This window comes from Alkalibacillus silvisoli (genome assembly GCF_039521975.1).
In the GTDB taxonomy this organism is placed as follows: Bacteria; Bacillota; Bacilli; order Bacillales; family Alkalibacillaceae; genus Alkalibacillus; species Alkalibacillus silvisoli.
In genome coordinates this window covers 25,021-40,143 of record NZ_BAAACZ010000011.1, presented here as the reverse complement: position 1 = coordinate 40,143, position 15,123 = coordinate 25,021, and the positions used below count along the sequence as shown (strand labels likewise).

At 36.6% G+C, this 15,123-nt stretch carries 12 protein-coding genes; all 12 read right to left on the bottom strand.

Annotation, left to right across the window (positions count from 1 at the left end; all coding sequences use genetic code 11):
• Positions 1-43 precede the first annotated feature (43 nt).
• Positions 44-1,339, bottom strand: a complete 1,296-nt coding sequence (gene ftsA, locus ABDZ63_RS07590; RefSeq protein WP_343782832.1) for a cell division protein FtsA — start codon at positions 1,337-1,339, stop codon at positions 44-46.
• A 136-nt stretch (positions 1,340-1,475) separates the two neighbouring features.
• A complete protein-coding gene (locus ABDZ63_RS07585; protein ID WP_343782831.1) occupies positions 1,476-2,276 on the bottom strand; it encodes a cell division protein FtsQ/DivIB in 801 nt (266 codons plus the stop codon).
• Positions 2,277-2,492: 216 nt separating this feature from the next.
• Positions 2,493-3,596, bottom strand: coding sequence for a stage V sporulation protein E (gene spoVE, locus ABDZ63_RS07580; protein WP_343782830.1), 1,104 nt, complete (start codon positions 3,594-3,596; stop codon positions 2,493-2,495).
• Between the two features lie 55 nt (positions 3,597-3,651).
• On the bottom strand, positions 3,652-4,998 hold the full coding sequence (murD, locus tag ABDZ63_RS07575; protein WP_343782829.1) for a UDP-N-acetylmuramoyl-L-alanine--D-glutamate ligase: 1,347 nt from the start codon (positions 4,996-4,998) through the stop codon (positions 3,652-3,654).
• Entirely contained in the window at positions 4,998-5,981 is a 984-nt protein-coding gene (gene mraY, locus ABDZ63_RS07570; protein WP_343782828.1) for a phospho-N-acetylmuramoyl-pentapeptide-transferase, read from the bottom strand. The genes murD and mraY overlap by 1 nt, the downstream gene beginning before the upstream one ends.
• A 27-nt stretch (positions 5,982-6,008) precedes the next feature.
• Positions 6,009-7,361, bottom strand: coding sequence for a UDP-N-acetylmuramoyl-tripeptide--D-alanyl-D-alanine ligase (locus ABDZ63_RS07565; protein ID WP_343782826.1), 1,353 nt, complete (start codon positions 7,359-7,361; stop codon positions 6,009-6,011).
• A 23-nt stretch (positions 7,362-7,384) separates the two neighbouring features.
• Positions 7,385-8,857, bottom strand: coding sequence for a UDP-N-acetylmuramoyl-L-alanyl-D-glutamate--2,6-diaminopimelate ligase (locus tag ABDZ63_RS07560; protein ID WP_343783190.1), 1,473 nt, complete (start codon positions 8,855-8,857; stop codon positions 7,385-7,387).
• A 151-nt stretch (positions 8,858-9,008) separates the two neighbouring features.
• Positions 9,009-10,943: a stage V sporulation protein D gene (locus tag ABDZ63_RS07555; protein WP_343782825.1), complete on the bottom strand. Its 1,935-nt coding sequence runs from the start codon at positions 10,941-10,943 to the stop codon at positions 9,009-9,011.
• A 77-nt stretch (positions 10,944-11,020) separates the two neighbouring features.
• Positions 11,021-13,273, bottom strand: a complete 2,253-nt coding sequence (locus tag ABDZ63_RS07550; RefSeq protein ID WP_343782824.1) for a penicillin-binding protein — start codon at positions 13,271-13,273, stop codon at positions 11,021-11,023.
• Between the two features lie 13 nt (positions 13,274-13,286).
• Positions 13,287-13,667, bottom strand: coding sequence for a cell division protein FtsL (ftsL, locus tag ABDZ63_RS07545; protein ID WP_343782823.1), 381 nt, complete (start codon positions 13,665-13,667; stop codon positions 13,287-13,289).
• 6 nt (positions 13,668-13,673) lie between these two features.
• A complete protein-coding gene (gene rsmH, locus ABDZ63_RS07540; protein WP_343782822.1) occupies positions 13,674-14,642 on the bottom strand; it encodes a 16S rRNA (cytosine(1402)-N(4))-methyltransferase RsmH in 969 nt (322 codons plus the stop codon).
• Positions 14,643-14,663: 21 nt separating this feature from the next.
• Positions 14,664-15,095, bottom strand: a complete 432-nt coding sequence (gene mraZ, locus ABDZ63_RS07535; protein WP_343782820.1) for a division/cell wall cluster transcriptional repressor MraZ — start codon at positions 15,093-15,095, stop codon at positions 14,664-14,666.
• Between the last annotated feature and the right edge of the window lie 28 nt (positions 15,096-15,123).

Below are 15,123 nucleotides of genomic sequence, written 5' to 3'. Positions count from 1 at the left end.
ATCATTATTCCTTTTAAACACTACCTTTGAAGGAAACGTGCAATTAATCAAAGAAATAGTTTTGAATCTTTTTCATGAAACCTTCTTTATTCTTTGGTTCTTCTTTTGGTTTTCGTTTAGGCTTTTCTTTCGTATTTGACACCGGTTTTGATTTTGATTGTTGTTGTGAATGTTGTCCTTCAATACCAACACTATATTCTTTACCTTGTATTCTCGCATTTCGATAAGCGAATTGCAAGGTTCCAAGGCTTACAGTAAATTGTGGTTCTCTAACGCCAATATGTGTTGGAACTGAGACGCGCACATTAGTTTGGAATACATCTCTTGCTAAGTCTATTACGCCAGGGATTTGCATTAAACCACCTGTTAATACGTAACCACCTGGTAATTGCGCATAACCCATTCGATTAAATTCTTGTAATACAAATTGATAGATTTCATCTAATCTTGCTTCAATAATCTCGGCTATTTGAACTTGATTAAATGTTTGTTGTTCGTCACTACCAATAGTTGTTACAGTAAATGAATTGTCCTCTATTGCTGTATTGAGATAAGCATGTCCATAGTCCAACTTAATCGCTTCTGCTTCCTCAGTAGTTGTTTTTAAGCCAATTGATAAATCTCTTGTGATGTTGTCACCACCAAGTGGAATAACTGAAGTGTTAGCTAAGTGACCGTCTATGTAAAAAGAAACAGTCGTACTACCTGCACCAATATTAATTAAACCAACACCTAATGTTTTTTCATCTTGTGATAATGCGACTTCGCCGGCTGCAAGTGGCTGTAGGCATATATCTTCAACTTGTAATCCAGCGCGTTCAACACATTTTAAAATATTATGTAAGTTTGTCTTACCACAAGTAATTAAAGTTCCTTGCATTTCAAGACGAACACCGATCATACCACGAGGGTCTGTAATTTCATCTTGACCATCTACAATAAATTGTTTTGGAATGACATCAACAATTTCCCTTTCTGGTGGGATTTGCATGACTTGGGAAGCTTCTATTACTCTAGTAACATCTTCGAGATCAATTTCTCTTGTCTCACTCGATACAGCTACTACTCCATGGCAATCTTGTAATTGTATATGATCACCATTAATTGCAACAATCACACGTTTAATCGCCATATCAACCATTCGTTCTGCTTGATCAATAGCATTTTGAATAGCATGAACAGTTTGGTCAATATCTACTATTGCTCCTTTTTTCATTCCAACAGACTCTGCTGTTCCTACACCAATAACATTTATCGTATCATTGGATACCTCGCCAATTATGACTTTAACCTTAGAAGTACCGATATCCAAGCTAACTAATATTTCACTTCGGTTCATGTTTGCACCTCCAACTAGGCCTACATTTCCTTTCAGTTATTTTACTTTATTTAACTACTATCACTAATAAAATTCAACTTAAATTACTTTAATACCTGCTTATTGTTACAACTTTCTACATTTTTTCTACATTTTTTTACACTTCTTCGTCATAATCTAACTCTTCAACTTCATCCAATTCATCAAGGTCTTCATTATCATAAGGAACAAAATAAGCACCGACATCAAGGTGAAGTACCCCTTCAATATCATCATTCAGTTGTGAAGCGATCGAAGGGTAGGCTTCCATCTTACTTGAAAAATTCGATATAGCCCCAATAACCTCTTGTCCATCGGTTGTAAATAGTCGGATTTGTTCGCTGTTATGCTCTTCAGGTTCCCAATATATTTCAGATATTAATAAACTGACTGACTGTGGAATCAAAGCAAGTTGTTCAGCTAATTCTTTTAAAGGCTCTTCTTCAAAACCATGCAATAATGGTGCGTCTTCTCTTGGATGATCTAATTGAACTTCATTTAAACGATCACCATTTTGTAATACAGGATAAAAATAATCGCCGTCTCTTTGGTAAGCAACCCGGGTAAACTCTTGTACAGATATAACAAAAGTATTATACCAACTTCTTTTGACTTCTGCATGTTCGATTTCAGGGTGCTCAGTTATTCGTTCAGTTAAATCATCTGCACTAATATTCCAAAAAGATTGGTCTTTGTTAATGTCTGCTAAATCAATAATGTTTTCTTCGTTTACAGCTTCGTTATTAGTCACTTCAACTGATTTAACGTGACTTAATGGTGATTGCATATAAACAATTATAAGGATTAAACTAATAATTAAAGTTAAATAAAAAATAAATCTTCTATTAGCCTTCTTCTTACGAGCTTGTTTCAGTTGAGGTATACGATCTTCTATCGATACAATTTTCTTATCAGCCATCGAAAAAGCTACTCCTTATAATAATTACATTCACCAATAGGTAAGAATAATTACTCTTAATAACTATTAATCTAATAACTCGTGTTATTTTTCTATTATAGCACAGATTATACTTGATATAATAAGGTATTTTGTTCTAATTTAACTTTTTTAAATGTTTTGTAAAACAAAAATAAAATAACAGTAAAGAGAGTAGGAATAACTCTCTTACTGCTATTAGTTAATTTTCGCATATTTACTAATATTCAACAACACACCGAACGATAATAATGTAATCGTTAGTGAAGACCCACCATAACTCAAAAGTGGCAATGTGATTCCTGTAACAGGTATTAAACCAATGACTACACTAATATTAATCATAACTTGTATCGTAATCATCGCGGTGATCCCAAATGCTAAAAGAGAGCCTGATAAATCTTGCATATTTAAAGCTATTATGATTCCGCGCCAAATAATTATTAAAAATAAAAATAAGATGAACGTTCCACCAATTAATCCTAATTCTTCAGCAATAACAGCAAAGATGAAGTCGGTTTGAGGTTCAGGCAAATAAAAGTATTTCTGCATACTATTACCGAACCCAAGTCCCATTAAACCGCCTGGTCCAATAGCGTATAACGACTGGATAATTTGAAACCCATCACCCAATGGGTCTTCCCACGGGTTTAAAAAAGCAGTAATTCTACTAATCCTATAAGGTGCTGATGCGATTAATGCAATAAGTCCAGCTAAACCGATACCCCCAAGTAAAGCAAAGTGGCTTATTTTGGCTCCTGCAATAAAAAGCATTAACATCCCTGTTCCAACAAATACAATCCCAGTCCCTAAATCTGGCTGTAACATAATTAAACCAAAAGGAACGACCAATAAAAGCAACATGGGTAAAAACCCTTTGTTAAACTGACGGATTTCTCGTTGTAGTTTAGGCAGAATGGCTGCAAATAGTAAGATCATGCCGATTTTCATAAATTCGCTAGGCTGAATACTAAAAGCTCCAACTCCAATCCAACTTTGAGCTCCGCCTCGTACCATACCAATGCCAGGAATTAAAACAGCAATTAATAACAAGAAACAGAGTACGTACGCTATAGTTGAATAATTTAGCCACTTGTAATATGGAATTTTTAATGTGATGAATATACCGATGACACCTAACACTGCAAATAATGCTTGTCTTTTTAAGTAAAACGCAGAATCGTCAAATTTATATTCCGACCATATTGATGAAGAACTATAAACCATCACTAAACCAATTAACAACAAAATAGCAATAGCCGTTAGTAAGACATAATCTAACTTTCCTTGTTTACTTTCCAAAAAAACACCCCTAACTCCAATATTGAAGTTGGGGCTCTAGTCGTACAAGCCCCTATTACAGCTTATGCACAACATCGATAAACATGTCACCACGGCCTTCAAAAGATTTGAACTGATCCCAGCTTGCACAAGCAGGTGACAATAAAATTATATCGCCTTCATCACTTACCTCGAAAGCTTGTTTTGTAGCTTGTTCTAAATCATCAACAATACTAACTTCTGTAAATTGATTACTTTGAGCAGCTTTAGCAATTTTCCCTGCTGACTGCCCGTATGTAACACAGTGTTTTACATGTTCAAACTGTTCAAAAAGCTCATCAAACTCATTCCCACGATCAAGACCCCCAGCAATTAATACGATCGGTTGGTCGAATGATTGAAGTGCTTTTCTCGTCGCTAATATATTCGTAGCCTTTGAATCATTATAAAATGATCGACCTGCTTTGTTTTTAACAAATTGCAAGCGATGCTTCACACCGATAAAGCGTGACAAAACGTTTCTTATATGTTCATCACTTACTTGAAATGCTTTGGCAACCGCAATGCTTGCTAATACATTTTCTAAGTTGTGTAAGCCTGGTAATACGATCGATTTTCTTTTAATGAGTGGCTTTTGATTATAATAAACCCACTGCCCATCATAAGACACACCTTCTTTTAGTAGCCCTTTTAAAGTAAACGGTGTTGTTTTAACTTCTCCCTCATTTATATACCGGTTAACCGTCGAATCGTCTTGGTTATAAATGAGGAGGTCATCTGTCGTCTGACGTTTAATCATGTTCAATTTAGAATTCACGTAATCTTCACGAGTTTGATGATAATCTAAGTGGGCTTCTGTAATATTTAATAATACAGATAGATCGGGTTTGAAATTTTGAGTTGCTTTTAATTGAAAGGATGACAACTCCATCACAACAGGTTGCTCTCCTTCTTGTTGTCTAACCACCTGAGAAGCAACTTGTCCAATGTTACCGGCTATAATTGGGTTTTTATTAGCTTCTTTTAATATTTCATAAATAAGAGACGTCGTCGTTGTTTTACCATTAGTACCGGTAATCGCGATCAAAGGTCCATCAATTAATTCATACGCTAGTTCGACCTCTGTCACTACTGGAATGTTTAGCCTTTCAGCTTCTTGAATAATATTATGATGGTATGGTATGCCAGGGTTTTTAACAACAAGATCTACCCCTTCAAGTACTTCAACTGGATGGTGGCCGGTTACCGTTTTCACACCGAGATTATTAAAATATTGCGCAGGCTCATTTTCTAAAAAAGGCTTTTGGTCATTAATCAAAAAGGAAACGCCGCTATCATATAATAACTGAGCAGCGGCCTTTCCACTTTTGGCTAATCCTAAAACTAAAACATGATTATATTGAAAGTTTTGTAATGTTTTCACTAGATTAACACCTCAATGTAAACCCCAAAGGCAGCGCATATGAATCCGACTAACCAAAATGTTATAACGACTCGCCATTCTGACCATCCAACTAGTTCATAATGGTGATGTAGCGGGCTCATTTTAAAGACTCGTTTACCTGTTGTCTTGTAGGAGATCACTTGAATAATAACAGATAACGTTTCAATAACAAATACTCCACCTATGATAATGAGTAAAATTTCAAGTTTCATTAAAATTGCAATAATAGCCAATGCGGCACCAATGGCTAAAGAACCTGTATCACCCATGAATACTTTAGCAGGGTGACTATTAAATACTAAAAACCCAAGTAATGCACCCACTACTGAAAAGGTGAAAATAACAATTTCAGTCGGCACCCCAAAGGCCCAACCAATAATACCAAACGCAGCAAAAGCAATTGATGCTGTTCCTGCAACTAAGCCATCTAGTCCATCTGTTAAGTTCACCGCATTTGAAGCACCAACTAACATGACTAAGATTAAAATGCCATATAACCACCCAAGTTCAATTGAAAAATCTGTACCTGGAATAGCTATATCTGTTGGAAAACCACTATTGTGTAAAATTATATAAACTACAACAGCAATGACTATTTGGCATAACATCTTTTGTTTAGACGTTAACCCTAAGTTTCGTTTTTTGGAGATTTTAATAAAATCATCTAAAAATCCTATAAGGCCATAACCTACTAATACAAATAATAATATAAACAATTCTGTAGAGAATAACGTCGTAGCATCTCTTAGCACGAGAATTAAGGACGTTGCTACAATTGAAAATATAATCATCACACCACCCATCGTAGGTGTACCTGATTTGGCTTGGTGTGATTCAGGACCTTCTTCACGAATGCTTTGTCCGAACTTCAATCGGCGTAAGAATGGTATGAGCACTGGTGATAACAGGGCTGATATTAAAAATGATACTGCGATTGTTATAAATATTAATGTTTGTGACAAAACCTATTCTTCCTTTCTTTCACTTCTTTAATCTTCTAGCTTTTGAATAATCTCTTCAAACTTCATGCCACGTGAAGCTTTAAGTAATATAACAGTATCTTCATACATATAATCTTTAATTCTACGGATTAATTGATCACGTTCATGAAAATGCTGTGATTTGCCGGTAAATTGTTTTGGTAGTGCTTCTATAATATATTGACTATCTTGACCAATAGTGAAAACAACATCAATTTCTTGATCGATAACTTCGCCTACTTTTCGGTGTTCGCTTGCTGCAAATTCACCCAACTCAAATATATCTCCTAATACGAGAACTTTATTTGTATATGGCAATTTTTTCACTACATCAATAGAGGCTCTCATTGATGTAGCAGAAGCATTGTATGCATCGTTAATCATTAACGCTCCAGATTCCGTTTTGATTTGTTCAAAACGCATCCCTGGTAACGACAAATTAGCAAGAGACGCTGCCATTTTATTTTGATCGACCTTTAACCAGTCACTAATAGCTAAGGCATAGGCAGCATTTTTTGCTTGATGTTTACCTAATAAAGGAATCGATAATGGCTGATTGTTTACTTTAAATGACGTTTGATCTTCTGACTGGAAAACTTCTGTCACTTGATAATCCAACCCATTGTGAAACCCACAACTCAACACTTGTTTATAGTTATTAATCTCAAGTAACGGTTCATCACCATCAACTATGAGGACACCATTTTCGTTGAGCCCTTTTACAATTTCGAGCTTTGCTTTAGCAATTCCTTCACGACTACCTAAATGTTCGATATGCGATTCGCCAATATTTGTAATAACAGCTAGATCAGGCTTGGCAATTTCAGATAAATGCTCGATCTCACCAAAGCTATTCATTCCCATCTCTAAGACAAGAACTTCAGTATTAACAGGCATGCTTAGAATCGATAACGGCATGCCAATTAAATTATTTAAGTTACCTTCCGTTTTGGATACTTCAAAGTAATGCGCTAAGGATGAACCAATTATTTCCTTCGTCGTTGTTTTACCATTTGAGCCTGTAACACCTATTACCGTTGGGTCAACATAATCCCTATAAGCACTTGCTAGTTGTTGTAAACCATCAAGTGTATCGTCGACGAAAAACAATGGGAATTGTTCTGAAAGCTCTGTAGGCACTTCTTGTTCAGTTGACCAAATAGCTGCAACAGCACCTTTATCAACAGCTTGCAAAATAAAATCGTGCCCATTAAACCTCTCACCAACAATAGGCACGAACAAACCATTATTGACCGCTTCTCTACTATCTGTGTAAATACGATCAATACTTACCACTTGATCATTTAAATTCCGATTGTTTGGAAATAACTTATTTAAAAGCTCTGTAGTAAATTTATTCATGCGTCATACTCCTCTTTACCGATTCAAGGTGATAAGATCATCTCTTTAGCAACTTCACGATCATCAAAATGATGACGTTTACCGTTAACCTCTTGATAAGTTTCATGACCTTTACCAGCAATTAAAATAATATCCCCTTCATTAGCAACATGAATTGCACGTTCGATTGCTTCACGTCTACTTTCAATTACCGTAAATAATCCATCATCATCTGTTAAATGACTTGTCATATCTGCTAATATTACATGAGGATCTTCTGTTCTAGGATTATCAGAAGTGAAAATAACATGATCGCTATACTTCATAGCTGCACTTGCCATTTTAGGCCGTTTAGAGCGATCTCTGTCTCCACCACATCCTACAACCGTTATAACGCGGTGTTCCTTTAACTCATCAATTGTTTGTAAAACATTTTCTAATGAATCAGGTGTATGCGCATAGTCTACAATAATCGAAAATGGTTGGTTAGCATCGACTAACTCAAACCTTCCTGGAACACCTTGTAATTCTTTAATAGCATCTTGAATCGTAGTTAAAGGAATCTCATATCGGTAAGCGACACCCATTGCAGCCAATATGTTGTAAATATTAAATTTACCAGATAATTTTGTTGTAATGTTTACAGATCCCTCTGGTGTATAGACATCGAACTTTAAACCACTCGGCGATAATTCATAGTCATGAGCTTGAATAACAGCTGGTTTTTCTAAGCTATACGTAACAACTGGCTGAGCTGTTGCATTTAACATAACATCATGATACTCATCATCAATGTTAATAATTGCTGATTTTTTTTGATTAGTATAAGTATTACCAAGTTGCGCAAAAAGTAATGATTTCGCATAAGCGTAATCTTCCATATTAGGGTGATAGTCTAAATGGTCCTGCGATAAATTAGTGAAAACAGCATGATCAAAGTCAACTCCATACACTCTACCTTGTTTTAATGCATGCGAAGAGACCTCCATAATAACTGTTTTAACGCCTTTTTCTTTCATTAACTTTAAGTTTTTATGTAGGAAAATAGCATTAGGTGTTGTATTTTGAACTGGGAAGCTTTCATCTCCAATTTTCATATCTATTGTTCCAATTAACGCTGTTTTGTGCTCTGCTTTTCTAAAGATTGCATCTAATAAATAAGTTAACGTCGTTTTGCCATTTGTACCCGTCACACCAACTACATTTAATGAATGGCTTGGATTTCCGTAAAACGTATCGGCTAAAGTTGCTAATGCTTTTAAACTGTTAGGGACAAGTAAAACAGGTACATCAGCTTCTACAGGTTGTTCTGCTATAATAGCTGATGCACCATTACCTATAGCTTCACCTACAAAATGATGGCCATCTAATGTTAAGCCTTTAACACAAACAAACAGCGAGCCCTGCTCAACTTGACGAGAATCCATTTCAATTGATGTAATATCAATATTTAATAAACTATTACGATCATTACCTTCTATAAATTGAAGTTTATTTACTAAGTCTAATAACTTCATTTCACCACTACCTTTTAAAAAGTCTACATTCATTATAACAAATTCTACACGAGACTATAATATTTATTTTAACCGAATGGAAAAGATAAATTATATCATACAACAATTTGTTTAACTACTCGCCAAATTTCAATACATAACTAATCAATGGTTACTGGATTTCTTCATCCCCCAAGAAAACTCTGATGGTTGAACCAGACTCTACTACCGTTCCACTCGATGGTGCTTGTGATATAACGACATCACCTTCACCTTCTACTTCAATTGTTATATTCGTTAAATATTGTTGAAGATCATTGACTGTTTCTCCCTCTAATTCAGGGACCTCAACAGTTGGGACATCAGGCCACTGAAACTCTTTGTCAAGACCATCTTCACGCATTGGAACGTCTAAATGTCGAAGTGAATCACCAATAATTCTCCCAGCAATTGGACTGGCAACAACACCACCAAATTGTAATACGTCTTTAGGGTTATCAACTGCGATATAGACCAGTACTTCCGGGTCATCAGCTGGCGCAAACCCTATAAAAGAAACGATATGGTCATTTTCTAGATACCGGCCGTCTGGGCCTACTTTTTGTGCAGTACCTGTTTTCCCACCAACACGGTAACCCTGTACATAAGCCCCTCTACCTGTTCCTTTAGCGACAACATGTTCTAATGCATTTTTTACTTCATTAGATGTTTCACTAGAAATCACTTGTGCTTTCATGTTAGGTTCTCGATCTTGGGACATCTCACCTGTTATCGGGTCAACAACACCATTTACTACATATGGTTCGTAAAGGTACCCACCGTTTATGGCCGCTGCAACAGCAGTTACTTGCTGAATCGGTGTAACAGACACCCCTTGGCCGAATGAAGTTGTTGCTAACTCCACAGGTCCAACTTGTTCTTCATCAAATAGAATCCCTGTACTTTCGCCTTCTAAATCAATTCCAGTCTTTTCGCCAAAGCCAAATTGGTCGATATAACTAAATAATTTTTCTTCACCAAGCTTTTGACCTAAATTAACAAAACCAGGGTTACAAGAGTTTTGTACAACTTCTAAATAGGATTGATCGCCATGTCCGCCTTTCTCCCAACAGCGTAAGTGCGCACCACCTACTTCGATATGTCCATGGTCATGATAGTCATCTTCCTCCAAATCAACAAGCGCCTCTTCAAGAGCTGCTGATAGAGTTATAATCTTAAACGTTGAACCCGGTTCATACGTACTAAAAACGGGTAAATTACGATTATATATTTCTGGCGATACAGACTGATATTCATTAGGATGGAAGCTAGGCCGTGTTGCCATTGAAAGTACTTCCCCATTATTAGGGTCCATCACTATGGCCATAGCCCCATCCGGATTATATTCAGCTACCGCCTGGTCAAGCTCACGCTCAACAATAGCTTGTATGTCTGCATCTATTGTCAAAGAAAGGTGCTCCCCGTCTTCAGGAGGTGTATAACGATTTGATAGATCTTCAAGACGATGACCTTTAGCATCTGAGAAAAAGGATAATGCTCCTTCCTCACCATTTAACACTTCATCATAGCTCGCTTCTAGGCCCATTAAACCTTGATTATCAATACCTGTAAAGCCTAAAACATGAGCTAATTTTTCATCATGAGGATAGAACCTTTTTGAATCTTCCGCTAAATAAAGTCCAGGTAAATTTAATGTTCTAATTGCATCAACTTGATCTTTATTAAGCTTTCTCCCTTCAGGATGGATCGCTTCTACTGAAACATTTTGAGTCAAATGATCACGTAACTTAGCTTGATCAATATCAATAATTTGACTTAACTGATCAACTGCATAATCAACATCTTCAATCTGACGAGGCACAATCAATAAGCTTGGTGCCACCTCGTTTTCTACTAATACCTCCCCATTTCGGTCTAATATGTTACCTCTTTCAGGTTGGAATGGAATGTCACGACTCCACAATTCCTCTGCTTTTGATACTATTTCTGGACTGGAAATTAGCTGAACATAAGCTAATTTTCCAAACATAATGACAAAGTAAACCGCAATACATAAAAAAACAATGGCCAACCGCTTTCTCACTGTCACAATTGAAACACGTCTCATGTTCATTCTCCTTTATACAAGCTTTGCTTGTATTAAACGTATGAGAAAAAGCGATATTTTAGACCATTGTCCATTTATTATTCAAATTGTTCTTCTTCATCTTCTAAAGCGTCTTCCTCAGATTCTTCACTGTCAGATTCATTTTCTTCTTCTTCATCATCGTCATCTGAATTACGTTCATTGCTTAACTCGACAACAAGTCTACGATCTTCACTTAAAGTAGATCCAGCTTCTATGTTCTGATCTTTAACAAAGCCTGTTCCGATATAATCTAATTCAATACCTGTTATTCGACTTAAAGCAATGACATCTCGTAATGTCCAACCAGTTAGATCCGGAATCGTCATCTCACCATCTGATTTTAATAAGACTCTTTGATTCGATAATACTTGACTCTCACTTGACGGCCATATATCTTCTACTTGATCACCTTCTCCAATCACTTCAACTCTAACACCCGCATCCTCTAATTCATTCAATACAGTATCCACTGATGCTCCTTTATAATCGCCTAAATCAATTTCATTCATAGCATCAGCTTGTTCTTGGTCAGGTGTAACATCTAAATAATGTAAACTATTTTCCATAACCGTTCGATAGATATAAGATGTTGTATCACTACCTTCATACCGGTAATCAATATCAGGTTGTTTGACCGCAACAAACATTAGTAGTTCAGGGTCATCTTGTGGAGCCATCCCAACAAATGAAAAGACATAATTTGATGCTCCACTCATATATAAGCCTGTTTCAGGGTCTGGAATTGATGCGGTACCTGTTTTACCAAAAGTCGTATATTGATCTAGGGCAAATGCACCGGCTGTACCTTCATCTTCCGTTACCGTTTGACCTAACAGATCAACCACTTGAGTAACCGTATCAGGACTAATCGGTTGACCTACAACTTCTCTTTCCTTTTGTTCTACAATTTCATTTGTTTCTGGCTCAAGAACATTTGATACTACATACGGCTGAACCATTTCACCATCATTAGCTAAGGCCGTCGCTGCTTTCATTATTTGCATTGGAGTAAATGTCGAGCCTTGGCCATATGCTGTTGTTATTTGCTCCCATGGCCCACCATATGAAATGGTTCCAATCCGCTCTCCTGTTAAATCAACACCCGTCATACGGTCTAAATGAAAGTCTTCAAGGTAATCTAAGTAAGTTTCAGGCCCCATGCGATTCCAAAGTAACTCAGCCATCACAACGTTTGATGAACGTAATATACCTTCATCATATGTAATCTCACCCCAACCGTCTGGGTCATGGTCATGTATGGACCTACCGTGGTCACTAATTTTGAACTGACCTGATTGAAACGTGTCATTTCCATTGTATACCCCTTCTTCAATTGCTGCAGCTAAGGTGAAAATCTTCATAGTAGACCCAGGTTCGAATGGTGATGAAACCATGTCATTATACCAATTTTCAATATTATCGCGCGTATTTGGATTAAATGTCGGTCGATTAGCCATCGCTAAAATCTCGCCTGTCTCCGGGTCCATTACTCCTGCCATAATACGTTCAGGGTCATAAGTCTCTTCAACTGTGGTGAGCGCATCTTCTAAGAAGGATTGAATTTTTTGATCAAGAGTCAGTTGAATATCATGACCATCTTCTGGTGATTGAACAACTTCATCAGCATTTCTTAACTGATAACCATAACTATCTTGATGATAACTGATAAAACCATCTTTTCCTGTCAAATATTCATCAAACTCTAATTCAATTCCATACGCACCACGCACTTGTCTGTCCTCTTCATCACCAGTATGTCCTGTGTAACCGATTATTTGAGAGGCATACAAATCATTAGGATAATACCTTTGTAATGTCTGTTCAAAATAAATGCCAGGAAGTTCTAATTCCTCTATTTCTTCTACAACACTTTCTGGAATACTTTGACCTGTTGAACCAAACTCGATTTGGTAGCGGTCTTCCTCTACACCATGAGCCAATCGTTCTTCTATTTCAGATTGATCTTCATCCAATACAGAAGCAAGCTGTTCAGCGGTATAATTAATATCTTCAACATGTAAAGATGTTGAAGAATTTCCTGTATAAGTTTCATCTAATATTGCATACATATTATAAACTGGCCTATTGTCTGCTAATACCATACCTGATCGATCATAAATTTTCCCACGTTCTGCTGGTAGGTTCGTTTGAGTTTCACGCATATTCTCTGAATAAGCAATTAAATCGACCGATTGTACTTCACCAGTTACTTGAATATACATAAATCGGCCGATAATCGTTAGGAAGAATATCGAAAAGATTACGACGACAATTAGCAGCATAACACCATTTTGATTGACTTTACGCATATTTAACCACGCCTTAAGGAGTATTATTCGCTTGTCTTACTTCTGCATGGCGGATGTTTAAGCCATTTTCTTCAGCGATCGTTAAGATTCGATTCGGATTGCTAAGCTCTTGTACTTCTGCTTGAAGTGAATTGTTTTGTGACTGCACTTCTTGTACTTGCGTATTTAATTGTTGTACATCACGATTTAACGAATCAACTGAAGATGAAAAACTCACAACAATAACAGCCATAACAGCAATCATAACAATACCGATTGAATATAAAACTTTTTCACCTCTAGTAAACCAAGGTTTTTTAGCTGGTTGTGAGGTAGGTTTTGGTTGTGGATCTTTCTTTCGTTCTGGTTGAACAGGTTGTTGTACTTGATAAGATCTAACTTGTTCAAGAGCCATAAAGTATTATCTCCTTTCATCAAGCGTGTATTGTTCTTCCCACTCTTTTACTTTTTCAACGATTCTTAGCTTAGCTGAACGAGATCGTCTATTTTCTTCAAGTTCTTCATCTGAGGCAACAATTGGCTTTCTCGTAATCAGTTTGAATGGTGGTTGTACTTCCTCAGGTAATACTGGTATATCTTTTGGAATTGGTGGTTCTGTGCTCCACTTTTTCATCGCTTGTTTACAAATTCGATCTTCTAATGAGTGGAAGGTTATAACAGCTAATCTCCCGCCTATAGATAATGTTCTAGCTGCCTGATGTAGGGCATCTTGAAAGACATTTAGCTCATCATTAACAGCAATTCTTATAGCTTGGAAAATCCGCTTAGCTGGGTGACCACCTTTTCTTCTTGCAAAAGCCGGTATAGCTTCTTTAATAATGTCCACTAACTGTAAGGTTGTTTCGATTTGCTTTTCTTCACGTCTCTTTTCAATTTGACGAGCAATTTGTTTAGAAAACTTCTCTTCACCATACTTAAAGAAAATTCTAACTAAGTCTTCATAAGGCCATTCATTTACGACATGATAGGCACTAACCGGATTAGACTGATCCATTCTCATATCTAATGGTGCGTCTTGGTGAAAACTAAATCCTCTTTCCCCCTCGTCTAGTTGTGGTGAGGATACACCTAAATCAAATATAATCCCGTCTACTTCATTTAATCCTAACTCGTTTAATTCACTTTCTAAATTTACAAAGTTACTTTTTATAAATTGGACCTGATGCTCATACGGATGTAAAATACCTTTTGCATATTCTATTGCATGTTCATCTTGATCGAATGCGACTAGATTCCCTTTTGTTAATTGCTTTAAAATCTCTTTAGAGTGGCCTGCCCCACCTAAGGTACAGTCCACATATGTGCCTTCTTCTTTGATGTCTAATCCTTTGATTGCTTCGTTGTTCAAAACACTATAATGCTCAAACATTTGTATTGGCACCTCATTATGTTAAATATCAAAATCCATCAAGTTCTCCGCAATCTCTCCAAAAGAATCTTCAGACTCTTCGACGTATTCATCCCATTGGTCCTTAGCCCAAACTTCAACTCGATTGGAAACACCAATGACGACACACTCTTTATCTAATGAAGCATATGAGAGGAGTGGTGATGGTACATTTATTCTTCCTTGTTTATCTATTTCGCATTCAACAGCGCCAGAAAAGAAAAAGCGTGTAAATGCGCGGGCGTCTTTTTTCGTTAGTGGGAGTTTTTTAAGCTTCTCTTCTAATTGCTTCCATTCATCAAGTGGATAAGCAAAAAGACACTTGTCCAACCCTCGTGTAATCACAAAAGTTTGACCTAGCCCCTCACGAAACTTAGCAGGTACAATCAATCTTCCTTTTGTGTCTATATTATGTTGATATTCTCCCATGAACATAGACTTCGCCCACCTTTAAAATAAGTTT